Annotated in this window: 15 protein-coding genes; 8 read left to right on the forward strand and 7 right to left on the reverse strand. The window is 72.9% G+C overall.

The features are described 5' to 3' along the window. A complete protein-coding gene (locus ACZ6I3_RS03390; RefSeq protein WP_469411232.1) occupies window positions 1-1,278 on the reverse strand; it encodes an ADP-ribosylglycohydrolase family protein in 1,278 nt (425 codons plus the stop codon). After that, on the reverse strand, window positions 1,275-2,291 hold the full coding sequence (locus tag ACZ6I3_RS03395; protein ID WP_469411234.1) for an ADP-ribosylglycohydrolase family protein: 1,017 nt from the start codon (window positions 2,289-2,291) through the stop codon (window positions 1,275-1,277). Before ACZ6I3_RS03395 ends, ACZ6I3_RS03390 begins: the two co-directional genes overlap by 4 nt. A gap of 227 nt (window positions 2,292-2,518) precedes the next feature. Here ACZ6I3_RS03395 and ACZ6I3_RS03400 point away from each other — a divergent pair, with 227 nt between their 5' ends. From ACZ6I3_RS03400 to ACZ6I3_RS03410, 3 genes are all read left to right on the forward strand, one after another. After that, window positions 2,519-3,250, forward strand: coding sequence for a VIT1/CCC1 transporter family protein (locus tag ACZ6I3_RS03400; RefSeq protein WP_469411236.1), 732 nt, complete (start codon window positions 2,519-2,521; stop codon window positions 3,248-3,250). Window positions 3,251-3,634: 384 nt separating this feature from the next. Beyond that, complete coding sequence (gene gltB / locus ACZ6I3_RS03405; protein WP_469411683.1) at window positions 3,635-8,233, forward strand: glutamate synthase large subunit; 4,599 nt, start codon at window positions 3,635-3,637, stop codon at window positions 8,231-8,233. Beyond that, a complete protein-coding gene (locus ACZ6I3_RS03410) occupies window positions 8,226-9,689 on the forward strand; it encodes a glutamate synthase subunit beta (protein ID WP_469411238.1) in 1,464 nt (487 codons plus the stop codon). Before gltB ends, ACZ6I3_RS03410 begins: the two co-directional genes overlap by 8 nt. Window positions 9,690-9,790: 101 nt before the next feature. On the opposite strand, the gene ACZ6I3_RS03415 is transcribed toward ACZ6I3_RS03410, so the two are convergent. From ACZ6I3_RS03415 to ACZ6I3_RS03425, 3 genes are read right to left on the reverse strand one after another with little or no spacing between them, the layout of a single operon-like run. Further along, complete coding sequence (locus tag ACZ6I3_RS03415; RefSeq protein WP_469411240.1) at window positions 9,791-10,747, reverse strand: ABC transporter ATP-binding protein; 957 nt, start codon at window positions 10,745-10,747, stop codon at window positions 9,791-9,793. Continuing rightward, window positions 10,744-13,476 carry an ABC transporter permease gene (locus tag ACZ6I3_RS03420; protein ID WP_469411242.1) on the reverse strand — a complete coding sequence of 911 codons (2,733 nt, stop codon included), beginning with the start codon at window positions 13,474-13,476 and terminating at the stop codon, window positions 10,744-10,746. Before ACZ6I3_RS03420 ends, ACZ6I3_RS03415 begins: the two co-directional genes overlap by 4 nt. A 1-nt stretch (window position 13,477) precedes the next feature. Then, window positions 13,478-16,813 (reverse strand): FtsX-like permease family protein, encoded by a 3,336-nt coding sequence (locus tag ACZ6I3_RS03425; protein WP_469411244.1) that lies wholly within the window; start codon window positions 16,811-16,813, stop codon window positions 13,478-13,480. A gap of 136 nt (window positions 16,814-16,949) precedes the next feature. Here ACZ6I3_RS03425 and ACZ6I3_RS03430 point away from each other — a divergent pair, with 136 nt between their 5' ends. The 3 genes from ACZ6I3_RS03430 to qcrB all read left to right on the forward strand — a co-directional run bounded on the left by ACZ6I3_RS03430 (window position 16,950) and on the right by qcrB (window position 20,190). Beyond that, the gene (locus ACZ6I3_RS03430; RefSeq protein ID WP_469411246.1) at window positions 16,950-17,681 is read left to right on the forward strand and encodes an ABC transporter ATP-binding protein; all 732 of its coding nucleotides are present in this window, start codon (window positions 16,950-16,952) and stop codon (window positions 17,679-17,681) included. Window positions 17,682-17,694: 13 nt separating this feature from the next. Continuing rightward, window positions 17,695-18,420: a vWA domain-containing protein gene (locus tag ACZ6I3_RS03435; protein ID WP_469411248.1), complete on the forward strand. Its 726-nt coding sequence runs from the start codon at window positions 17,695-17,697 to the stop codon at window positions 18,418-18,420. A gap of 111 nt (window positions 18,421-18,531) precedes the next feature. Beyond that, the gene (qcrB, locus tag ACZ6I3_RS03440; RefSeq protein ID WP_469411250.1) at window positions 18,532-20,190 is read left to right on the forward strand and encodes a cytochrome bc1 complex cytochrome b subunit; all 1,659 of its coding nucleotides are present in this window, start codon (window positions 18,532-18,534) and stop codon (window positions 20,188-20,190) included. Here qcrB and ACZ6I3_RS03445 read toward each other — a convergent pair. Next, entirely contained in the window at window positions 20,162-21,214 is a 1,053-nt protein-coding gene (locus ACZ6I3_RS03445; protein WP_469411252.1) for an acyl-CoA dehydrogenase family protein, read from the reverse strand. The two genes, qcrB and ACZ6I3_RS03445, sit on opposite strands and share 29 nt — an antisense overlap. Before the next feature lie 45 nt (window positions 21,215-21,259). After that, window positions 21,260-22,399: an acyl-CoA dehydrogenase family protein gene (locus tag ACZ6I3_RS03450; protein ID WP_469411254.1), complete on the reverse strand. Its 1,140-nt coding sequence runs from the start codon at window positions 22,397-22,399 to the stop codon at window positions 21,260-21,262. Window positions 22,400-22,449: 50 nt separating this feature from the next. Between ACZ6I3_RS03450 and ACZ6I3_RS03455 the strand changes: the two genes are divergently transcribed. Beyond that, window positions 22,450-23,238 carry an SDR family oxidoreductase gene (locus ACZ6I3_RS03455; protein WP_469411255.1) on the forward strand — a complete coding sequence of 263 codons (789 nt, stop codon included), beginning with the start codon at window positions 22,450-22,452 and terminating at the stop codon, window positions 23,236-23,238. A gap of 26 nt (window positions 23,239-23,264) precedes the next feature. Continuing rightward, complete coding sequence (locus ACZ6I3_RS03460) at window positions 23,265-23,903, forward strand: TetR/AcrR family transcriptional regulator (RefSeq protein WP_469411257.1); 639 nt, start codon at window positions 23,265-23,267, stop codon at window positions 23,901-23,903. Window positions 23,904-23,924: the final 21 nt, after the last annotated feature.

Below are 23,924 nucleotides of genomic sequence, written 5' to 3' on the forward strand. Positions count from 1 at the left end.
TCATCCACCTGGGCGGGCCGGTTGTACGGCTTCGAGGAGTTCGGCGAGTTCTACGAGGTCGGTGCCGGTGAGACGGGGCAGGGCGCAGCCGGAGAGCGTGCGGCAGGTCTCCCGCCAGGAGGCCGGGATCGAGGCGCCGCCGCCCAGCGCGCCGGTGAGGGCGCCCGCCAGGGCCGGGGCGGAGTCCGCGACCCGGGACAGACAGGCCGCCGCCGGGACCGCCTCCGCGATACGGCCGCGGGCGGCGGTGGCCAGGGCGAGGGCGACCGGGACCGTTTCGGCGGCGGCGATGCCGTAGCTGTAGACGTGGTCGACGATCTGGTGTTCCAGGGGCGGGACCAGGGCGAAGGCGCTGTCCGCGGCGGCGGCGAGACGCAGGGCGTGCCGGGCGTTGCGGCCGATCTCCGTCTCCTCGGGGAGTTCGGCCAGGGCCGCCGTGACGCAGGCGTCGACGTTCGCCCCGGCCAGGGCGAGGGCGAGGGCCGCCGCCATCGCGCGGGCGCCGTGCACGCCGTCGCCGTCCTGGGTGTAGCGGGCGTCGAACTCGGCGAGTGCGGCGGCGCGGCCGGGGTCGCCCGGGTGGGCCATGGCCAGGACGCAGGCGCGTACGCAGGCCGCGTCGTCGAAGTAGTGCGGGTTGTCGTGGCCGGTGGCGGGCGGTCGCAGGCCGGTGGCGAGGTTGCCGAGGCCGGCGCGGACGGAGATGCGGGCGCGCAGGGGGAGGACGGCGGACTCGATCTCGGGGGCGCGGTCCGCCGCGGCGGCGACCTCGCTGGCGATGGCGTTCCAGGTGAGGTCGATCGCGGCGCGGGTGCGGCGTTCCCGGCTGAGGTCGTTCAGGACGGTGTCGTCGCCGGCGCGCAGGAGGGCTTCGGCGGCGAAGGCCGCCCATTCGGCGTCGTCGGAGGGGCCGAGGCGGAGGGGTTCGGGGGGTTGGTTCAGGGCGATGGGGACGGGGAGGGTGGTCGTCGCGTTGTGTTCGGCGAAGGTGTCCAGTTCGCGGGTGAGGCGGCGGGTCCAGTCGGGCATGCGGGCGGCTCTGTGGCGGGCGGCGGGCCAGCCGGCGGCGTCTCCGGCGGCGAGTCCGAGCAGGAGGCCTTCGGCTCTTCTTGTGGCCTCGGCTTCGCCTTCGGCCCCTTTGTCTCCCACCCGCGCACCGCCCGTAACTGTCACCCGAGCGGTCCTGGTCTCCCGTGGGGCGCTGTCGCCGTCGGCGGCTGCGGGTGGCCCCTGTGAGTGCTTCTCGCCGTCCGCGGCCGACGGTGTCAGGGGGGTCATGCTCGTACCTCCGTCTCGCTGTCCGCTGTCAGCAGGTCCGCCACGTCCCGTACGTGGTAGCCCGCCATCGCCGGGAGGCAGCGGCCGCGGACCGGGCCGATGGGGGTGGTCCAGGCCTCCGGGATCGCCGAGACTCCCCGTGTCGCGCCCGCCAGGGCCCCGGCCACCGCCGCCGTCGTGTCCGCGTCGCGGCCCATGTTCACTGCGGTCAGGACGGACTGCTCGAAGTCGCCGTCGGCCGCCGCGTACGCGCCGAAGGCGAGGGCGACCGCCTCGGGGGCCAGGTCGGTCCAGGGGTAGCCGCCGATGACGACCGCGGAGCGGACCGCCCGTTCGCCGCGGTGGGCCACCGCGACCGCGCGGCGCAGACTGCGGGCCGTCCACGAGTCGTCGGGCACGACCGCGAGGGCGGCGGCCACGACCGCGATCGCCGGGGCGCCCGCCATCGCCGCCGCCACACCCGCCGCCACCGCCTGGCCGCCGTAGATGCCCTCGCCGTCGTGGCTCACCGAGCCGTCGATGGCGACCAGACGGGCCGCTTCCGCCGGGCGGCCCGCCGCGAACACCCCGAAGGGGGCCGCGCGCATGGCCAGGCCGTCGCTCCAGGCGTGCCGGTGCTGGGCGGAGATCGGGGCGGCCAGGCCCCTGCGCAGGTTCTCCAGCGTGCCGCGTTCGCTGAAGCCGGCGCCCCGGAAGGGGCCCTCGTCGCGGTCGGCGATCCACTCGTGCCAGGCCGCCTCGACATGCGCCGGGGTGAGTGCGGAGCCGTGCCGGGCGAGGAGGAGACCGGAGAAGATCGCGTACTCGGTGTCGTCCGTGCCGGACGGGTTATCAGTGACGTAGCCGGTGATACGGCCCCACCGGGCGCGGATCTCGGAGGGCTTCATGTTCTCGGCGGGGGCGCCGAGGGCGTCTCCGACGGCCAGGCCCAGCAGTGCGCCCCGTGCCCGTTCGCGGAGCGCGGCGGCGTCCCCGGGCGCCGGGACGGAGGGGATGCAGGCGATCGATGCCATGGGGGATGTGTCCCACTCCGGCGAGCGGCCCGAGCCTCAGGAGCCTCAGCATCACCCGGTCGACATCTGCGCAGGGCCGTGATCAAGTGAGCGGGAATGGGTAAAACCGCAGGTAAGCCCAGCCTTTCCTTGCTGGCGGCGCCGGAATTCACGGCGTACTTTGGGTGTTGTAAAAATCTGGAACTTGTCCAAAGAAGCCGTTGAAGCAAGGGAATCGGGGATCTTTCATGGCCATCATCGAGACCGAGGCGACGCTGCACGAGGCGCACCGGGACAACCACACGCACCGGGACGTGAACGGCGGCTGGCTGCGTCCCGCGGTGTTCGGCGCGATGGACGGCCTCGTCTCCAACCTGGCTCTGATGACCGGTGTCGCGGGCGGGGCCGTGAGCCAGAACACCGTGGTCCTCAGCGGACTCGCGGGTCTGGCCGCCGGCGCGTTCTCCATGGCCGCCGGCGAGTACACCTCGGTGGCCTCGCAGCGTGAGCTCGTCGAGGCGGAGCTGAACGTGGAGCGGCGCGAGCTGCGCAAGCACCCGAAGGACGAGGAGGCCGAGCTGGCCTCGCTCTACGAGGCGAGAGGCGTCGAGCCGCGGCTGGCCCGGGAGGTCGCCCGGCAGCTGTCGAAGGACCCCGAGCAGGCGCTGGAGATCCATGCCCGCGAGGAGCTGGGCATCGACCCCGGCGACCTGCCCTCGCCCACGGTGGCCGCGGTGTCGAGCTTCGGCTCCTTCGCGCTGGGCGCGCTGATCCCCGTACTGCCGTATCTGCTGGGTGCGAGCACCCTGTGGCCCGCCGTGCTGCTGGCGCTGCTGGGGCTGTTCCTGTGCGGTGCGGTGGTGGCCAGGGTGACGGCCCGCACCTGGTGGTACAGCGGGCTGCGGCAGCTGTTCCTGGGAGGTGCGGCGGCCGGTGTGACGTACGCCCTGGGCACCCTGTTCGGAACGGCCGTAGGATAGGTCGGCTCGAACTTATACGTTGAGGCGTATAAGTAGCCGTTACTCGTTGGTTTCGAACGCGCAACCACGGGGCATGAGCCGTAAGCGCTGCGGGCAACGACGCTCGTGCGCACCCCCAGCGGGACGGGCGAAGGCGCCTGTTCCCGCCATCGGGCCCGTCGGGCATCGATCTCACCCGGTCGTTCCGCGCAGGCCCCCCATAGCTTCCACCGTCGGCGCGGTACCCCCGCCGTGAACCGTCGGTGTCCGCATGCTGGAACGGATTATCTTGCTTTCCGAGAACCACTCCATCATGTAACCTGCACGAAATTTTGCGATCACGCAGAGGGCCAACGTCGTCCCTCGGCACCTTGCATATGCCACATGACGACGACGGGAGAGCCGATGCGTACGCCGCGCCAGCCGTCCCAGCACTCCGCGAATGGCCAGAACTGGTCGTTCATGGATGCTCGCCCTGCTGCGCAGGGTATGTACGACCCCCGCAACGAGCACGACGCCTGCGGCGTCGGCTTCGTCGCCACCCTCACAGGCGAGGCGTCCCACACGCTGGTCGAGCAGGCTCTGACCGTCCTGCGCAACCTCGAACACCGCGGTGCCACCGGCTCCGAGCCCGACTCCGGCGACGGCGCCGGCATCCTGTCGCAGGTCCCGGACGCCTTCTTCCGTGACGTGGCCGGATTCGAGCTGCCCGAGGCCGGCGGCTACGCCGTCGGTATCGCCTTCCTGCCGGAGGACTCCACCGCCGACGCCGTCTCGAAGATCGAGACGATCGCGTCCGAAGAGGGCCTCACCGTGCTCGGCTGGCGCGAGGTGCCGGTCGCTCCCCAGCTCCTGGGTGCCACCGCCCGGTCGACCATGCCGGTCTTCCGCCAGATCTTCGTCGCCGACGGCGCTTCGGAGGGCATCGCCCTCGACCGCAAGGCGTTCGTGCTGCGCAAGCGCGCCGAGCGCGAGGCCGGCGTGTACTTCCCGTCGCTGTCCGCGCGGACCATCGTCTACAAGGGCATGCTGACCACCGGCCAGCTGGAGCCCTTCTTCCCGGACCTGTCCGACCGCCGCTTCGCCTCCGCGGTCGCGCTCGTGCACTCCCGGTTCTCGACGAACACGTTCCCGTCGTGGCCGCTGGCCCACCCCTACCGGTTCGTCGCGCACAACGGTGAGATCAACACCGTCAAGGGCAACCGCAACTGGATGGTGGCCCGCGAGTCGCAGCTCGGCTCCGAGCTGTTCGGCTCCGACGACAAGGCCATAGAGCGGATCTTCCCGGTCTGTACGCCGGACGCCTCCGACTCCGCCTCCTTCGACGAGGTCCTCGAGCTCCTGCACCTGGGCGGCCGTTCCCTGCCGCACTCCGTGCTGATGATGATCCCGGAGGCGTGGGAGAACCACGACTCCATGGACCCGGCCCGGCGCGCCTTCTACCAGTACCACTCCACGATGATGGAGCCCTGGGACGGCCCGGCCTGTGTCACCTTCACCGACGGCGTCCAGGTCGGCGCCGTGCTCGACCGCAACGGCCTGCGCCCCGGCCGCTACTGGGTCACCGACGACGGCCTCGTCGTCCTCGGCTCCGAGGTCGGCGTCCTGGACATCGACCCGGCCAAGGTCGTCCGCAAGGGCCGCCTCCAGCCCGGCCGGATGTTCCTCGTCGACACCGCCGAGCACCGCATCATCGAGGACGACGAGATCAAGGCCGAGCTCGCCGCCGAGAACCCGTACGCGGAGTGGCTGGAAGCCGGCGAGATCGAGCTGGGCGACCTGCCCGAGCGCGAGCACATCGTCCACACCCACGCCTCGGTCACCCGCCGCCAGCAGACCTTCGGCTACACCGAGGAGGAGCTGCGCGTCCTCGTCGCGCCGATGGCCAAGGCCGGTGCCGAGCCGATCGGCTCGATGGGCACCGACTCGCCGATCGCGGCGCTCTCGGACCGCCCGCGGCTGCTCTTCGACTACTTCACCCAGCTCTTCGCACAGGTCACCAACCCGCCGCTGGACGCGATCCGCGAGGAGCTCGTCACCTCGCTGCGCTCCGCGCTGGGCCCGCAGGGCAACCTGCTCGACCCCAACGCGGCCTCCTGCCGCAGCGTCCTGCTGCCCTTCCCGGTCATCGACAACGACGAGCTGGCCAAGCTCATCCACATCAACGCCGACGGCGACATGCCCGGCTTCAAGGCCGCGACGCTGTCCGGCCTGTACCGGGTGCACGGCGGCGGTGACACGCTGGCCGCGCGCATCGACGAGATCTGCGCCGAGGCCGACGCCGCGATAGAGAACGGCGCCCGGCTGATCGTCCTGTCGGACCGCCACTCGGACGCCGAGCACGCGCCGATCCCGTCGCTGCTGCTCACCGCGGCCGTCCACCACCACCTCATCCGCACCAAGCAGCGCACCCAGGTGGGCCTGCTGGTCGAGGCCGGCGACGTCCGCGAGGTCCACCACGTCGCCCTGCTCATCGGCTACGGCGCCGCCGCCGTCAACCCGTACCTGGCGATGGAGTCCGTCGAGGACCTGGTCCGGGCCGGCACCTTCCTGCCCGGCATCGAGGTCGAGCAGGCCATCCGCAACCTCATCTACGCCCTCGGCAAGGGCGTGCTGAAGGTCATGTCCAAGATGGGCATCTCGACCGTCGCCTCCTACCGCGGCGCCCAGGTCTTCGAGGGCGTCGGCCTGGACGAGGCCTTCGTCGAGAAGTACTTCAACGGCACGGCCACCAAGATCGGCGGCGTCGGCATCGACGTCATCGCCAAGGAGGTCGCCGCCCGCCACGCCAAGGCCTACCCGGCCTCCGGCATCGCCCCGGCGCACCGCGCCCTGGAGATAGGCGGCGAGTACCAGTGGCGCCGCGAGGGCGAGCCGCACCTGTTCGACCCGGACACGGTCTTCCGCCTCCAGCACTCCACGCGCGCCGGCCGCTACGACATCTTCAAGAAGTACACCGAGCGCGTGAACGAGCAGTCCGAGCGGCTGATGACGCTGCGCGGTCTCTTCGGCTTCAAGACGGGCCGCGAGCCGATCTCCATCGACGAGGTCGAGCCGGTCTCCGAGATCGTCAAGCGGTTCTCGACGGGCGCCATGTCGTACGGCTCCATCTCTCAGGAGGCGCACGAGACCCTCGCCATCGCCATGAACCAGCTGGGCGGCAAGTCCAACACCGGTGAGGGCGGCGAGGACCCGGAGCGCCTGTACGACCCGGCCCGCCGGTCGTCCATCAAGCAGGTCGCCTCCGGCCGCTTCGGTGTGACCTCCGAGTACCTGGTCAACGCGGACGACATCCAGATCAAGATGGCCCAGGGCGCCAAGCCCGGCGAGGGCGGCCAGCTGCCCGGCCACAAGGTCTACCCGTGGGTCGCCAAGACGCGTCACTCGACGCCGGGCGTCGGCCTCATCTCGCCGCCGCCGCACCACGACATCTACTCCATCGAGGACCTGGCCCAGCTGATCCACGACCTGAAGAACGCGAACCCGCAGGCGCGGATTCACGTCAAGCTGGTCTCGGAGGTCGGCGTCGGCACGGTCGCCGCGGGTGTCTCCAAGGCGCACGCGGACGTCGTCCTGATCTCCGGCCACGACGGTGGTACGGGTGCCTCGCCGCTGACGTCGCTCAAGCACGCCGGCGGTCCCTGGGAGCTCGGCCTCGCCGAGACCCAGCAGACGCTGCTGCTCAACGGCCTGCGCGACCGCATCGTCGTGCAGACCGACGGCCAGCTCAAGACCGGCCGTGACGTGGTCATCGCCGCGCTGCTCGGCGCCGAGGAGTTCGGTTTCGCGACCGCGCCGCTCGTCGTCTCCGGCTGCGTCATGATGCGCGTCTGCCACCTGGACACCTGCCCGGTCGGCATCGCCACCCAGAACCCGACGCTGCGCGAGCGCTACTCCGGCAAGGCCGAGTACGTCGTGAACTTCTTCAAGTACATCGCCGAAGAGGTCCGCGAGATCCTCGCCGAGCTGGGCTTCCGCTCCATCGAGGAGGCCGTCGGCCACGCCGAGGCCCTCGACGTCACCCGCGCGGTCGACCACTGGAAGGCACAGGGCCTGGACCTGGAGCCGCTGTTCCACGTGCCCGAGCTGCCCGAGGGCGCGGTCCGCCACCAGCTGATCGCCCAGGACCACGGTCTGGAGAAGGCGCTCGACAACCAGCTGATCAAGCTGGCCGCCGACGCCCTGTCCGCCTCGGACGCCACCGAGGCCCAGCCGGTCCGCGCCCAGGTGCAGATCCGCAACATCAACCGCACGGTCGGCACCATGCTCGGCCACGAGGTGACGAAGAAGTTCGGCGGTGCGGGCCTGCCCGAGGACACCGTCGACATCACCTTCACCGGCTCCGCCGGCCAGTCCTTCGGCGCGTTCGTGCCGCGCGGTGTCACGCTGCGCCTGGAGGGCGACGCCAACGACTACGTCGGCAAGGGCCTCTCCGGAGGCCGGGTGATCGTCCGTCCGGACCGGGGCGCCGACCACCTCGCCGAGTACTCGACGATCGCGGGCAACACCATCGCCTACGGCGCGACCGGCGGCGAGCTGTTCCTGCGCGGTCGCACCGGCGAGCGGTTCTGCGTCCGCAACTCCGGCGCCACGGTCGTCTCCGAGGGCGTGGGCGACCACGGCTGCGAGTACATGACCGGCGGTCACGCGGTGGTGCTCGGCGAGACGGGCCGCAACTTCGCGGCCGGCATGTCCGGCGGTATCGCGTACGTCATCGACCTGGACCGCGACAACGTCAACGTCGGCAACGTGGACGCCGTGGAGCCGCTGGACGACACCGACAAGCAGTGGCTGCACGACGTGGTCCGCCGCCACCAGGAGGAGACGGGCTCGACCGTCGCCGAGAAGCTCCTGGCCGAGTGGGACACCGCCGTCGAGCGCTTCAGCAGGATCATCCCCAGCACGTACAAGGCAGTGCTCGCCGCCAAGGACGCCGCCGAGCGAGCCGGTCTCTCCGAGACCGAGACCCACGAGAAGATGATGGAGGCGGCGATCAATGGCTGACCCGAAGGGCTTTCTGAACCACGGCCGCGAGGTCGCCAAGTCCCGTCCGGTCGAGGAGCGCCTCAAGGACTGGAACGAGGTCTACGTCCCCGGCTCCCTGCTGCCCATCATCAGCAAGCAGGCCAGCCGCTGCATGGACTGCGGCATCCCGTTCTGCCACAACGGCTGTCCGCTGGGGAACCTCATCCCCGAGTGGAACGACTACGCCTACCGCGAGGACTGGGCCGCCGCCTCGGAGCGGCTGCACGCGACGAACAACTTCCCGGAGTTCACGGGCCGGCTGTGCCCCGCTCCCTGCGAGTCGGCGTGTGTGCTCGGCATCAACCAGCCGGCCGTCACCATCAAGAACGTCGAGGTCTCGATCATCGACAAGGCGTGGGAGACCGGGGACGTCGCCCCGCAGATCCCGGAGCGCCTGTCCGGCAAGACGGTCGCGGTCGTCGGCTCGGGCCCGGCCGGTCTGGCCGCCGCCCAGCAGCTCACCCGGGCCGGCCACACGGTCGCCGTCTACGAGCGCGCGGACCGCATCGGAGGCCTCCTCCGCTACGGCATCCCCGAGTTCAAGATGGAGAAGCGGCACATCAACCGCCGTATCGAGCAGATGCGCGCGGAGGGCACCCGCTTCCGTACGGGCATCGAGATCGGCCGCGACCTGAAGGCGACGGACCTCAAGAAGAGGTACGACGCGGTGGTCCTGGCCGTCGGCGCGACCACGGCCCGTGATCTGCCGGTGCCCGGCCGCGAGCTCCAGGGCATCTACCAGGCCATGGAGTACCTGCCCCTGTCCAACAAGGTCCAGGAGGGCGACTTCGTGGCGCCCCCCATCACGGCCGAGGGCAAGCACGTCGTGGTCATCGGCGGCGGCGACACCGGCGCGGACTGCGTGGGCACCGCCCACCGCCAGGGCGCGGCCTCCGTCACGCAGCTGGAGATCATGCCCCGTCCGGGCGAGGAGCGGAACGCGGCCTCCCAGCCGTGGCCGACCTTCCCCATGCTGTACAAGGTCACCTCCGCGCACGAGGAGGGCGGCGAGCGGGTCTACTCCGTCTCGACGACCCACTTCGAGGGCGACGAGGACGGCAACGTCCAGTGGCTGCACCTCACCGAGGTGGAGTTCATCGACGGCAAGCTGACCCCGAAGCCGGGCAGCGAGCGCAAGATCCCCGCCCAGCTGGTCACCCTCGCCATGGGCTTCACCGGCACCGACCGCGACAACGGCCTGGTCGACCAGTTCGGCCTGGACCTCGACGAGCGGGGCAACATCGCCCGCGACGCCGACTTCCAGACCAACGTGCCCGGCGTGTTCGTCGCCGGTGACGCGGGCCGCGGCCAGTCCCTCATCGTGTGGGCGATCGCGGAGGGCCGCTCGGCCGCACGCGGGGTGGATCGCCGCCTCGCGGGCGCCAGCGAGCTGCCGGCTCCGATCCGCCCGACGGACCGTGCGCTGATGGTCTGACGCGCACTCCCCAGAACGTCCCGTACAAAGGCGTACGGAACACAGATGGCGCCTGCCCCTTGTCCCCGACCGGACGAACGGGCAGGCGCTGTCGCACGTTCTCAGCCGTTCCCGTCCGGCCACACCTGGATGTGGTCCTCCTCCAGTTCCAGCAGCACCCGGTCCGCCATGCCCAGTGCCGTCGTGTACTCGTCCGGCAACTGGAGGCGGCCCGCGCGGTCGAGCATCGCGTACTCGCGGGCCACCAGGGACTCCTCGCCCGCCTCGTCGATCTCCGTGCGGCGCAGTACCTCCGTGGAGGTGCGGCCGTCGCGGATCGCGACCGTGCGGCGGACCTCGCCCGCGACGGCCTGGTCGTGCGTGACGATGAGGATCGTCGTGCCCAGCTCCTCGTTGGCCCGGCGGAACGCCGCGAAGACCTGCTGGCCGGTCGCCGAGTCCAGTTCGCCGGTCGGCTCGTCGGCGAGCAGTACGGCGGGGGAGTTGGCCAGGCCGACGGCGATCGCGACGCGCTGCTGCTGACCGCCGGACATCTGGTGCGGACGCCGGTCCCGGCAGTCGGCGACCCCGAGCATGGCCAGCAGCTCGTCCGCCCGTCCGGCGCGCTTCCTCTTCGAGCCGCCCGCCAGTTGCATGGGCAGGGCGACGTTCTGCGCCGCCGTCAGATACGGCAGCAGATTGCGTGCCGTCTGCTGCCAGACGAAGCCGACCACCTCGCGCCGGTACCGCAACCGCGCCTTCGCGTCCATCGCCAGCAGATCGCGGCCCGCGACCCTCGCGGCGCCCGCGGTCGGGACGTCCAGGCCCGCGAGGATGTTCATCAACGTCGACTTGCCGCTGCCGGACGCCCCCACCAGGGCCATCAACTCGCCCTCCCGCACCAGGAGATCGAGCCCCTGGAGCGCCTGCACCTCCATGGCGTCACCGCCGCCGCGCTTGGCGAAGATCCGCACCAGCCGGTCGCAGGCGATCAGGGCGTCGTGCCCGTACGCGGGCCGGTCGCGGTGCCGTGTCGCCCGTTGCTCCAGTTCCGCGAGCGACTCCGTCGTACCGGTCATCGCATGTCTCCTGCCCTGAGGTGAGTGATCGGTGTCCGGCGGCCCGCCCACCAGGCCTGCGCGACGGCCACCGCCCCCGCCGGCAGCACCGCCCCGACGGCGGGCAGGGCCAGCGCCCAAGCGTCGGCCCGCAGCGTGACGCGCCCCGGTGCCGTGACTCCGGACGCGCCGGCCAGGGCGAGCCGCTCCAGGTCGATACCGGGGGCGAGCAGCACCACAGCGGCCCAGCCGACGGCCATGCCCCCGCCGGCCGCGAGCAGCGTCTGGGGCAGCGCCTCCAGGCCCAGCAGCCGCCGCCCCTGGCGGGCCGTCAGGCCCAGGGTGCGCAGCCGGGCCAGCAGCGCCGCCCGTTCCGGTGCCGACCGCAGCAGCCCCAGCACCAGGGCGAGCAGGGCGTACCCCGCGCTTCCCGCGACGGCCCAGACGTAGATCCGTTCCGCGCCCGACTGCAACGGCGAGTCGGACAGCGCCGCGCGTGCCTCGCCGCGCAGTTCCACGGAGAGGTCCGGCCCGGCGCCCCGCACGGCCGCCCGCAGCGCCTTCGCGTCCAGCCCGGCACCGGCCGCCAGCAGGACCGTGGGGCGGCCGAAGTCCTTCAGCCCCGCCGCGTCGACCAGCAGGAACTCGCCCTCGGGGACGGCCGGGGTACGGGCGCGCACGGCGGTGATCCGCACCGTGACGGCTCCGCCCGGCAGCACGATCCGGCGCGGCTCGCGCCCGAGCCGCTCGGCGACCTCGGGGGAGGCGACGGCGTCCCGCACCCCGCCCCCGGACCGCAGCCGGTCGGCCTCGAACCCCCCGAGCCCCATCTGCCGGGCCAGCCCCGCGTAGGAGTCCGGCTCGGCCCCGACCACCGTCAGCGACCGCGTCGTGTCGGACGGGCGCTCCGAGGCGAACCCGACGCCGACGGGCACGACCTGCCCCACCCCCGCCACCTCTCCCACCGCCCGTGCCAGCCCCGCCGGGAGCGGGCCGCCGTCGGTCGTGGAGATCCGTACGTCCGCGCCCGTCTCCAGCAGCGCGGCCCGGTCCCGGGCGTCCGCCACGCCCGACAGCACGGACCCCCCGAACGCGGCAGTCGTCAGGGCCGTCAGCAGGGCCAGCAGCGGCAGCGTGGCGACCGCCGCCGGGGAGCGGCCCGCGTGGGCCAGCGACAGGAACCCGACCACGCCGCGCAGCCGCCCGGCCGGGCCGGCGGCCCACCGCAGGGGCAGCGGGTACAGCCGTACCAGGACCAGCGCGGCGACCAGCCCGATGAGCACCGGGGCGGCGCTCACCAGCAGGTCGCCCGTCGTCTCCGTACCGCGTCGGCGCAGCGCCGCCACCGAGCCCACGGCCAGCACCAGCAGGGTCAGTTCGGCGACCGTGCGGCGCGCGCCCGGCCTGGCGTGGGCGAGGTCGTCGCGCTCCTGGTGCGCGCGCGGCCTGCGATGCGCCACGACCGCGCGCGCCGGCAGCACGGCACAGGCGAGCAGGGCCACCGCGCCCGCCCCGAGGACGGCGGGCAGCGGCCGGCCCTCGTCCACGACGAGCACCGCGAGCAGCAGACCGCACGCCGCCGCGGGCACCGCCGGCACCGCGGCCTCGGCCAGCAGCCGCCCGGCGATCCCGGGCAGGGAGCCGCCCCGGGCCCGCAGCAGCGCGAGTTCGGCGTCCCGGCGGGCGGCGGCCAGGCCACCGCTCATCACCAGGACGACCACGGCGACCGCGGCGATGCCGAAGGCCGCGACGGCGACCACGGGCGTGATCGCGTCAAGGGTCTGGGTGTAGGAGCCGGCGATCTGCTCCAGGCCGGTGGACACCTGCGCCGTCGGACCGGCGGCCCCGCGCATCCGCACCAGCCCGGGCCCGTCCTCCAGGGAGGCGACCGCCTCGACGAGCGCCGAGGTGTCCGACCCGGTGAGCCGCCCGGTCGCGGGCGCGAACCGCCAGTACTTCTCCGGCTCGCCCTGCCCGCCGAGCAGCGCCGGCGCGGCCCCCGGCGCCAGCAGGACGCCCGCCTCCCAGTAGTACATCGGGGGACGGCTGCCGGTGGAGGTCAGGCCAGGTGTGCGCAGGACCGGCTCGGCGGACCAGTAACTCCGCTGCGGGTGCCGGGGTTCGACGATGCCGGTGATCCGTACGGTCAGCGGCCCGTCCAGGAAGTCGGCCAGGGTGAGAGTGGAGCCGGTCCGCAGTCGCAGCGTGCGTGCGGTCTCGGCGGTCACGGCTCCTTCCACCACCCTGGTGTCCACGGTGACCGGTGTCTTCGCGGCCGGCAGCCTGCCCTCCCGGACGGTGGCGTGACCGGCCAGCCCCGACTGCGTGGCCAGGGTGAAGCGGGGCGGCAGCCCGTCGGGCCGGGGCAGCGACGCCTCCTGTGCCTCCAGGCTCTTCGCGGTCCGCACCCCGTACGCCGACTCGGCCGGGTCCGCCCGCAGCGGTGCGGGCAGCAGGGCCCGCGCCGCGCCGTCGACGGCCTTCAGCGCCTTCGGCAGGACCTCCTCCGCACGGTCCTTCTCCGGAAGTTCGAGACCGGGCTGCACCGCCTTCAGCTCCAGCACGGTGGACTCGGGGGAGGCACCGGCGACCGCCGCGCGCAGCCCGTCCGTCTCATATGCCTCGACGGCCCGGGGCAGGACGGCCGCGAGGAACGCCGTGACCAGCACCAGCACACCGAAGGCGACGGTGGCCACCGGCGCGGCCCGCATCCGTGTCCGCACCCAGGGCGCGTGTTCCCTCGGCGGCATCTCAGTCCTCCCCTTGATGGCGCAGCGCGACCGCCGGCTCGGCACGGCGCAGCGCCGACGCGGCGGTGATCAGCAGGAGCGGGGCGGCCACTCCCGCGAGGAGCAGGGCCACTCGATGCGGCGGGAGTTCGACGAGGACGGACGGGACCGGCCGCGCGGCACCGGAGGTCAGCACGATCAACGGCACGACGGCCCGGGTCAGGACGGTGCCCAGACCGAGCCCGGCGAGCAGGCCGACCCCGATGAGCAGGCTCTGCTCCGTCGCCACCAGCCGGGCGAGATCCCGGCGGGGCGTGCCCAGGGCACGCAGCACCGCGAACTCCGCCGACCGCTCCCGGCGCGCCCCGGCGGCGCTCACCGCGAACCCCCCGGCGGCGAGTGCCACGGCGGCCACCGCGACGGCCGTCAGCGCCGAGCGCGGCCCGGCGCCGAGCGGATCGCGCAGCAGCTCGGCGGCGGTCTCGTCCCGCACCAGCACCTGCCGCGCTTCGAGGTCGGGGCGCGCCCGCAGCTCGGCGGCGACCTCGGCGGCCTTGCCGGGGGCCGCGCTCACCCACCACTCGGTGGGGTCGAGCGGCGCACTGCCCCGCTGGGCCAGCACGGCGTCGACGGCGCGCAGATCGAGCAGCAGGGCCCCGCCGTCCACGGCCTTTCCGTCCAGGCCGGTGGCGGTGGTCGGCAGCTCCTCGACCACCCCCGCGATCCGCACCCGCAGCTGTTCCCCGGACAGCGGTACGTCGATGCTGTCCCCGGCCTCGGCCCCCGACGCCCGCAGGAAGTCCCGGGTGGCGACGGCGGCGAGGACCCGCGGCGCCCTCGCCCCGGCGGTGGCGACCCGGACGGTGTAGACCGGCGGCGTTCCGAAACTCTCGACGCCGCCGGAGCCGGTGCCGTACGACACGGTCAGCGGCGCCGTCCCGGACACGGCGGGCCGCGCGGCCGAGCGGTCGACGACTTCGCCGTTCTCCGTCACCGACCACACGCCCCGCCAGCCCGTGCCGGCCGGCACGGGCACGGTCCGGGCGGAGCCGTCGCGGCCGGTGGCGAGCAGCCGTTCGACGGTGAACCGGTGCTTCTCGGCGTCGCCGGCGGGAGAGGTGTCGTCGAGCTGAAGTCCGGTCAGCCGCAAGGGCCCGGCGGGGGCGGCGCGCAGGCCCGTCGCCGTCCGGTCCAGGTCGAGCGTGACCCGGTGGACCCGGCCGTCCACCGGGACGGTCCCGGCGCCCAGCCGGTACCCGATGCCGTACCGGTCCTCGACGACCGAGGTGAGCTGGGGCGCGCGGGCGGAGGGAGAGCGTCCCTTCCGGGCGGCCATGTCGGTGATCCGCACGTCGAGCGCGAGCCGCCGGGTGCCGTCGGGCAGCCGTATCGCCCGGTCCTCCTCCCGCGCGGGCGGGGCCAGTGCCCGCAGCAGCTTCGCCGGGGGCTGGTCGGCGAGATCGCCGCGCATCAGCATCCCCCGCCCGGCGTGGGAGGTGTCCAGGGCGAGGGCGGTCGCCTGGCGGCCGCCGGAGAGCGCCAGAGTGGTGCGGTGCGCGGGGGCGGTGTCCCGGGCCCCGGGGAGCCCGGTGTAGAGACCGGACTGCCCCGGACTGCCGGGCCGCTGGTCGAGGACCCGTACGGAGGCGCCCGCCCGGAAGTCGGCCTGGTCGTCCTGCGACCGGTCCCAGGACGCGCCGTGCCCGATCGCCAGCATTCCGGTCGCCACGGCGATGACCAGCAGGAGCACCGGACCCGCCCCGCGCAGCGGACGCCGGCTGAACTGCCACCCCGCCAGAGCCGTCGGCAGCCCGCGCCCGCCTGCGGACCGCCGTTCCGCGAGCCGGGCCGCGAGCGGCAGCAGACGCAGCGTCAGGACGGTGCCCGCCAGCAGCGCCAGCGCGGGCGCCGCGACCAGCAGCGGATCGATGCCCAGCTCCCCGGCCCGGTCCCGGCTCAGCACCCCGCCGCCGGTCGCGTCGGTCTGCCGGTCGAGCTGCCAGTACGCCAGGCCCGCGATCAGCAGCAGCCCCACATCGGCTCCGGCCCGCACCGGAGCCGCCGATGTCGCGGCCCGCACCCGACGCAGCCTCGCCGGTGTGCCCGCCGTCGCCGCCAGCGCGGGCGCCACGACCGCCAGCGCGCACGCCGCCGCCACTCCGCCCGCGACCAGCCAGACCAGGCCCACCGGGGCGGTGTCGAGCCGCAGTCCGATCCGGTCGAGCGAGGACCACCGGGCGAGCAGCCGGGCCAGCGGGCCGGACAGCAGCGCGGCACACACAGCGGCCGGTACCGCCAGCAGCAGCGCCTCCTGCGCGGCGAGTGAGGCGATCCGGCGGCGCGATCCGCCCCGGGCCCGCAGCAGTTCGGTCTCGCCGGCCCGCTCGCTGTCCAGCAGCCGGGCCACCAGCAGCAGCGCGTACCCGGCGAGCAGCACCAGCTGCACCGAGACGATCATCAGGGTGGACCGGGACACCAGCAGGGCCCGCCCGGTCCCGTCGAGCACCTCGGGCAGCCCCGTGCGCACGTCCGCCTCGCCCCCGAGCGCCGGGTCCTCGCGCAGCGCCCCGGCGGCGCGGACGATCGCCACGCGGAGCGCGCCGATGCCGTCGGTGGTCAGGGCCCGGTAGTCGGCCGTCGCCACCCAGCCGGTGCCGTCCTCGGAGGTGCGGCCGGAGGCGAGCACCGACTCGTCCGCCAGCAGCGGCCCATAGGTGGTGAAGGCGACGGTGCGCACACCCTGGCCGCCGAGGGTGTCCGCCTGCCAGTAGGGATCGGAGCTGTCGGCCGCCCGGTACACGCCGGTCACCCGAACCCGCAGCGGCTCGCCGCCCAGCCGGTCGGTGAGCGTGACGCGCGCCCCGGGCCGCAGCTTCAGCCGGTCGGCCGCCGCCTCCGGCAGGGCGACGGGCACGGCGGCCGAGCGCTCCGCCGGGGCCGGGCCCGGCGGGCTGCCCGAGACCATCCGGATCCGCGACCGGTCCAGGGCGGCGAGATGCGTGAGGTCGGGCGTTCCGGCCCGCGCGTCGGCGTCCTGGAGGGAGCGGGGCAGCGCGTACGGACCGGACCGCTCCAGAGCCCGCACGGTCACCGGCAGCCCGCCGAACGCCTCACGCGCCCCATGTTCCACCGCCCGCCGCGCCGCGTCCCGCCGCTCCCGGGGCACGTCCGCCTCGACGAGGAGGGAGGCGGAGGCCGCGTCCCGTCCGCCCAGGGCGCCGCGCAGCGCCGCGTCCCCGACGGAGCCCGAGAAGGCCGCGAGGGCGGCGAGCACCGAGGTGGTCAGCAGTACGGCGAGCAGGGCAGCCACGAGGAGCAGCCGATGCGCACGCAGGCGCAGCAGCAGTAAGCCGGTCACGCTTCCCCCACCCGAGCCGAGCCGCATTTCCCCCAACCCGGCATGCATATCACGGAGTTACCGATCAGGCACATGAGTTCGAATACGGGTTGTTCCACTCTTGACCATCCGGACCGGTTCCGTATGGGATGCGGTGATGACCGAGAACAGCAGCCCGGCGTCCGGCGCCGCCCTCGCCGCCGACGCGTCCGACGAGCCGATGCTGCGGGTGGCGGACCTGCACCATTCCTACGGCACGGGCGCCGCGACCGTGCACGCGCTGCGCGGGGCCTCCTTCGCCGTCCGGCGCGGGGAACTGGTCGCTCTCAAAGGCCGTTCGGGCTCCGGCAAGACGACCCTGCTCCATATGATCGGCGGCCTGGACTCCCCGCGGAGCGGCCGTGTCGTCGTGGGCGGCACCGACCTGTCGGCGCTGAGCGGGAGCGAGCTGCTGGAACTGCGCCGCGACCGGATCGGTTTCGTCTTCCAGTCCTTCGGACTGATCCCCATCCTCACCGCCGCCGAGAACGTGGGCGTGCCGCTCAGGCTGCGCCGGGCCGAGCCGCGTGAACGCGAGGAGCGGGTGGCGCTGCTCCTGGCCCTGGTGGGCCTCGCCGGCCACGAGACACAGCGGCCCGCCGAGCTCTCCGGCGGGCAGCAGCAGCGGGTCGCCATCGCCCGGGCCCTCGCCAACCGCCCGGCCCTGCTGCTCGCCGACGAGCCGACCGGCCAGCTCGACGCCGCGACCGGCCTGGCGGTGATGGAACTGCTGCGGGCCGTGGTCCGCAGCGAGGGCGTCACGGCCCTCGTCGCCACTCACGACCCCCAACTCCTCGGCCTGGCCGACCGGGTGCTGGAACTGAGCGACGGAGTGGTCACCGAGGAGTGAGAGGGTGAGGGCCATGGTCGCGATCAGTCTGAGCAAGGTCCAGGAGACCGCTCCCGCGCTGGTGAACCTCTACAAGAGCGCCGGTGTGTCCCTCACGAAACACGGCCTCGACGGGCTGCGGGCCGCGGTCTACCTCGTGGTCGACTACTCCGGCTCGATGCGGCCGTACTACAAGGACGGCACCGTGCAGGCGCTCGCCGACCGGGTGCTCGGGCTCTCGGCGCACCTGGACGACGACGGCACCGTGCCCGTCGTGTTCTTCTCCACCGATGTCGACGCCGAGACCGAGATCGCCCTGGCCGGCCACCAGGGGCGGATCGAACGGATCGTGGCCGGGCTCGGGCACATGGGCAAGACCAGCTACCACCTGGCCATGGACGCCGTCATCGACCACTACCTCGACAGCGGGGCGACGCAGCCCGCCCTCGTGATCTTCCAGACCGACGGCGGCCCCATCAGCAAGCTCGCCGCCGAGCGGTATCTGTGCAAGGCGGCGAAGCTTCCGCTGTTCTGGCAGTTCATCGGCTTCGGCGACCCGGACAGCAAGCAGTTCGACTTCCTGCGCAAGCTGGACGATCTCGCCGTACCGGGCAAGCGGATCGTCGACAACGCCGGGTTCTTCCACGCGGGCGAGGATCCACGGAGGGTGCCGGACGCCGAGCTGTACGACCGGCTGGTGGGCGAGTTTCCGAGGTGGCTGGCCGCCGCCCGGGACCAGGGGATCGTGCCACCGGCCTGAGCCCGGCCCGGTCAGCCGCTCGTCTCCTTGGCCTATCCGTCCTTACGCCCCATTTGCACCGTCGCGCTGCCGTGCCACGCTGGGAAGGATCCGACGGGGAGGCGACGACGTATGGGCGACGACGGCGCACGACGGGTGTACGGGACGGACTCCGCTCGCAGGAGACCACCCGTCGGCAAGGGCGAGCAGCTCGCCGACTGGGCGGACGGACGGCTCGGGCTCTACGGGCTGGCCAAGGCCAACATGCGCAAGGTCTTCCCCGACCACTGGTCCTTCATGCTGGGCGAGGTCACCCTCTACAGCTTCATCGTGCTGATCCTCACGGGCGTCTACCTCACCCTGTTCTTCGAGCCGAGCATGCAGGAGGTCGTCTACAACGGCTCCTACACGGAGCTCAACGGCGTGCTGATGAGCAAGGCCTTCGAGTCCACCCTGGACATCAGCTTCGACGTGCGCGGCGGGCTGCTGATCCGGCAGATCCACCACTGGGCGGCGCTGGTCTTCATCACCGGCATGCTGGTGCACATGATGCGGGTGTTCTTCACGGGCGCCTTCCGCAAGCCGCGCGAGCTCAACTGGGTCTTCGGCTGGACCCTGCTGATGCTCGGCATCATCACCGGCCTGACCGGCTACTCGCTCCCCGACGACCTGCTCTCCGGCACCGGCATCCGCTTCGCGCAGGGCGCGATCCTGTCGATCCCGATCGTCGGAACGTATCTGTCGTTCTTCCTCTTCGGCGGGGAGTTCCCGGGCGAGGACATCATCTCGCGGCTGTACCCCGTCCACATCCTGCTGCTGCCCGGGATCATGCTGGGCCTGGTCGCCGCCCATCTGATCCTGGTCTTCTACCACAAGCACACCCAGTTCCCGGGCCCCGGACGCAAGGAGCGGTCGGTCGTCGGCATGCCCTTCCTGCCGGTCTACATGGCCAAGGCGGGCGGCTTCTTCTTCCTCGTCTTCGGCGTCCTGACGGTGATGGGCGCGGTCGCCCAGATCAACCCCGTGTGGGCGTTCGGCCCCTACCGCCCCGACCTGGTCACCACGGGCGCCCAGCCCGACTGGTACCTCGGGTTCTCCGAGGGCCTGATCCGGGTGATGCCGGGATGGGAGATCAACCTCTGGGGGCACACGCTCGTCCTGGGCGTGTTCATCCCCTTCTCGCTCTTCCCGCTGATCCTGCTCGCCCTCGGCCTCTATCCCTTCATCGAGGCCTGGATCACCGGCGACAAACGCGAGCACCACATCCTGGACCGGCCGCGCAACGCGCCCGTGCGCACCGGCCTGGGCGTGGCCTGGCTGACGCTGTACGCGGTACTGCTGATCGGCGGCGGCAACGACATCGTGGCCACCCATCTGCATCTGTCCATCAACGCGATCACCTGGTTCGTGCGGATCGGCGTCTTCGTGCTGCCGGTCGTCGCCTTCATCGTCACGAAGAAGATCTGCATGGGCCTGCAGCGCCGCGACCGCGCCAAGGTGCTGCACGGCAGGGAGACGGGCACGATCAAGCGGCTGCCGAACGGCGAGTACATCGAGGTGCACGAGCCCCTCGCGCAGAGCGAGCTGTTCACCCTCACCCAGCACGAGCAGAACCCGCCGTACGAGATCGGGCGGGAGGTCGACGCGGGAGGCGTCCGCCGCAAGGTCAAACGGTCCGAGCGGCTGCGCGCCCGGCTCGCGAAGGCCATGTTCGGGCTCGACGCGCGGATCGAGAAGCCGACGGTGGAGGAGTACCGGGAGATCACCAGCGGCGATCACCAGCCGCACTGACGACCAGGGCCCGGCACTCCTGGGGGTCGCCCCAGGCGGTGCGCAGGGCCCGGGCCTTGGTCAGCCACAGCGACAGGTCGCACTCCGCCGTGTAGCCGATCGCGCCGTGCAGCTGCAGCGCGGTACGCGCGGCGCCGTACGCCGCCTCGCACGCGGCGACCTTGGCGGCGGCGACAGCGGCGGGACGCATGGTCAGCGCGGCGCCGAACACCAGCGGGCGCGCGAACTCCAGGGCGATCTTCGTGTCGGCCAGCCGGTGTCCGACCGCCTGGAACGAGCCGACCGGCACCCCGAACTGGCTGCGCTGCTTGACGTACGCGACGGTTCTGTCGAGCAGCGCGAGGCCCACGCCGAGGGACTGGGCGGCGGTGGCGAGCCGGGCCCAGACGAGGGCGAGGTCCGTGGCGGTGTCGAGGACTTCGCCGCCGGGGGCGAGGGGCGTGAGGCGACGGGCCGGGTCGAGGGAGGGGCGGACGGGGCCGTGACCGGGGGAGAGGCGTATGCCCTCGGGTGCCCAGGCGAGCCGGAGGGCGGCCGCGTCGCCGTCCAGGGCGTACGGGCCCTGCGGTGGCTGCGGCCGGGGCGGCTGGTGAGGTTCATGCGACGCACGCGGTCCGTGCCCGCGGAGCCGCCCCCGTGGCGCGCCCGGGCCGGGTGGGGCCACCGTCGCCATCGTCCCGCCGGACGCCAGTGCCGGCAGCAGCCGCTTGGCGAAGCCCGGGTCGGCTCCCGTGAGGAGTACCGCCGCCGTGACCGTCTCGACCAGCGGTCCCGGTACCGCGTGGCGGCCCAGCTCCACGAACGCGACGGCCAGTTCGACCGGGCGCGGGCCCAGTCCCTCGTACGCCTCCGGGACCGCCAGCGCGAACACCCCCGCCTCCGCGACCCGGGACCACAGCGCCCGCCCGCTCGCATGGTCACCCCGGCTCCAGGCCCGTACGACCGCCGGTGTGCCGGCGTGAGTGAGCAGGGCGTCCAGCGACGCGGCGAAGGCGCGTTGCTCGGGATCGAGGAGGAAGCGCATGGTGCCCTTTCGGTGTCAGCCGGGTCGGCCGGGTCAGCCGCTCCATCAGCGGCGGCCCTTCGGCAGGCCGAGCAGGCGCTCGGCGATGATGTCGCGCTGGATCTCGTTCGTGCCCGCGTAGAGGGGACCGGCGAGCGCGAAGACGTACCGCTCCGCCCAGTCGGTGTCCGCCAGCTCGCCCTCCGGGCCGAGGAGGTCGAGGGCCGTCTCCTGCAGCGCGATGTCCAGTTCGGACCAGAAGACCTTGTTGAGACTCGACTCCGGGCCGACCGCCTCGCCGTCCAGGAAGCGGGCGGCCGCCGCGTACGTGAAGAGCTGGTAGGCCCGCGCGCCGATCAGGGCATCGGCCACCCGGTCCCGCGCGGACACCGGACCGCCCCGCTCCCGCCACAGCCCCTCCAGTCGCCGCGCGGCGGCGAGGAACCGGCCGGGGGAGCGGAGCATCAGCCCGCGTTCGTTGCCCGCCGTCGACATCGCGATCCGCCAGCCCTGGCCCGGGGCGCCGATCACGTCCTCGTCGGGCACGAAGACCTCGTCCAGGAACAGCTCCGCGAACGCCGGCTTGCCGTCGAGGCGGGCGATCGGGCGGACCGTGACACCGGGGGCGCGCAGGCCGAACATGAGATACGTCAGGCCCTGGTGGGGTTTCGGGGCCTCAGGGTCGCTGCGGAACAGGCCGAACGCGCGGTCGGCGAACGCCGCGCGCGACGACCAGGTCTTCTGGCCGCTCAGCAGCCAGCCGCCGTCCGCGCGGACGGCCTTCGCCCGCAGCGACGCCAGGTCCGAACCGGCCTCGGGCTCCGACCAGGCCTGCGCCCAGATCACCTCGCCGCAGGCCATCGCGGGCAGCACCCGGGCCCGCTGCTCCTCCGTGCCGTGGTCGAGGAGGGTCGGCGCGAGCAGCTGGATGCCGTTCTGGCCGACGCGCCCCGGGGCGCCCGCCGCGTAGTACTCCTCCTCGAAGAGCAGCCACCGCAGCAGACCGGAGTCCCGTCCGCCGTACCGAGACGGCCAGTTGACCACCGACCAGCGGTCCGCGGCCAGCTCCGCCTCCCAGGCGCGGTGCGTGGCGAACCCCTCCGCCGTCTCCAGCGAGGGCAGCGGCACGCGTGGCACATGCGCGTGCAGCCACTCCCGTACCTCGGCGCGGAACGCCTCGTCCGCCGGGGAGAACGCGAGGTCCACGACGACCACCCTCCTTCCCTAACAAGTGTTTGGTAGGTTAGCGTGAGCCCATGACAGACGTCGAGAGTCCGTCGTACGTGCCCGGTCACGGCCTGCTGGCCGGCCGGACCGCCGTCGTCACCGCGGCAGCCGGAGCGGGGATCGGCGGGGCCACGGCGCGGCGCCTTTTGGAGGAGGGCGCGCGCGTGCTGATCAGCGACGCGCACACGCGGCGGCTCAAGGAGCACGAGGCGGAGCTGGCCGCCGAGTTCGGGGCGGCGTCGGTCGCCGCCGTGCCCTGCGACGTCACCGACGAGACTCAGGTGAGCGCGCTCTTCGACACGGCCGTGCGGGAGCACGGACGCCTCGACGTCGTGGTCAACAACGCCGGTCTCGGCGGCACCGCGCAGCTCGTCGACATGACCGACGACCAGTGGTCCCGCGTCCTGGATGTGACGCTGAACGGCACGTTCCGGTGCGTACGGGCCGCACTCCGCCACATGAAGGAGAACCATGGCGGCGTGATCGTCAACAACGCCTCGGTCGTCGGCTGGCGCGCCCAGGCCGGACAGGCCCACTACGCTGCCGCCAAGGCCGGCGTGATGGCGCTGACCCGCTGCGCGGCCATTGAGGCCGCCGACTACGGCGTGCGCGTCAACGCCGTGGCCCCCAGCCTCGCCATGCATCCGCACCTGGTGAAGGTGACCACACCCGAACTGCTCGCCGAACTGACCGCACACGAGGCCTACGGGCGGTACGCCGAACCCTGGGAGGTGGCCAACGTGATCGTGTTCCTGGCCTCCGGCTACTCCTCGTACATGACGGGAGAAGTGGTCTCCGTCAGCAGCCGGCACGCCTAGAAGGGCCCTGGGACGACAATGGACCCGTGCCTCCTACGAAGAAGAAGCCCCAGGTGACCGCCACAGAGCCCCCCGCGGCCGCCGCCGCTCGCGACCGCCGTGGCGAACTCCTCGGCACCGCCGCCGAGGTCTTCGCCGAGCAGGGCTACAACGCCACCACCGTCCGCAAGATCGCGGACCACGCGGGCATGCTCGCGGGCAGCCTCTACTACCACTTCGACTCCAAGGAATCGATGCTGGAGGAGATCCTGCGCACCTTCCTCGACGAGCTCTGGGACGGCTACGACGCCGTCCTGGACGCCGGGCTCGGCCCCCGCGAGACGCTTCAGGCCCTGGTCACCGAGTCGTTCCGGGAGATCGACCGGCATCGCCCGGCCGTCGCGATCTACCAGAAGGAGAGCAAGCAGCTCGTGGCGCAGGAGCGGTTCGCGTTCCTCGCCGAGTCACAGCGCAGGTTCGAGAAGGCGTGGCTGTCCACCCTGGAGCGGGGCGTCGCCGAGCGGGCCTTCCGCGCCGACCTCGACGTCCGGCTCACCTACCGGTTCGTGCGCGACACGGTGTGGGTCGCCGCGTCCTGGTACCGCCCGGGCGGACAGCACAGCCCGGAGGAGATCGCCCGGCAGTACCTGTCGATGGTGCTGGACGGGATCGCCGTACGCGCATAGCCATTGTCTGCGAGGGAGTTG

It is taken from the genome of Streptomyces sp. NPDC041940 (assembly GCF_055589465.1).

Coding starts and splice junctions, on each gene's coding strand:
- ACZ6I3_RS03390 (WP_469411232.1), bottom strand. CDS start 1,278: ATGACCCCCCTGACACCGTCGGCCGCGGACGGCGAGAAGCACTCACAG.
- ACZ6I3_RS03395 (WP_469411234.1), bottom strand. CDS start 2,291: ATGGCATCGATCGCCTGCATCCCCTCCGTCCCGGCGCCCGGGGACGCC.
- ACZ6I3_RS03400 (WP_469411236.1), top strand. CDS start 2,519: ATGGCCATCATCGAGACCGAGGCGACGCTGCACGAGGCGCACCGGGAC.
- gltB (WP_469411683.1), top strand. CDS start 3,635: ATGCGTACGCCGCGCCAGCCGTCCCAGCACTCCGCGAATGGCCAGAAC.
- ACZ6I3_RS03410 (WP_469411238.1), top strand. CDS start 8,226: ATGGCTGACCCGAAGGGCTTTCTGAACCACGGCCGCGAGGTCGCCAAG.
- ACZ6I3_RS03415 (WP_469411240.1), bottom strand. CDS start 10,747: ATGACCGGTACGACGGAGTCGCTCGCGGAACTGGAGCAACGGGCGACA.
- ACZ6I3_RS03420 (WP_469411242.1), bottom strand. CDS start 13,476: ATGCCGCCGAGGGAACACGCGCCCTGGGTGCGGACACGGATGCGGGCC.
- ACZ6I3_RS03430 (WP_469411246.1), top strand. CDS start 16,950: ATGACCGAGAACAGCAGCCCGGCGTCCGGCGCCGCCCTCGCCGCCGAC.
- ACZ6I3_RS03435 (WP_469411248.1), top strand. CDS start 17,695: ATGGTCGCGATCAGTCTGAGCAAGGTCCAGGAGACCGCTCCCGCGCTG.
- qcrB (WP_469411250.1), top strand. CDS start 18,532: ATGGGCGACGACGGCGCACGACGGGTGTACGGGACGGACTCCGCTCGC.
- ACZ6I3_RS03445 (WP_469411252.1), bottom strand. CDS start 21,214: ATGCGCTTCCTCCTCGATCCCGAGCAACGCGCCTTCGCCGCGTCGCTG.
- ACZ6I3_RS03455 (WP_469411255.1), top strand. CDS start 22,450: ATGACAGACGTCGAGAGTCCGTCGTACGTGCCCGGTCACGGCCTGCTG.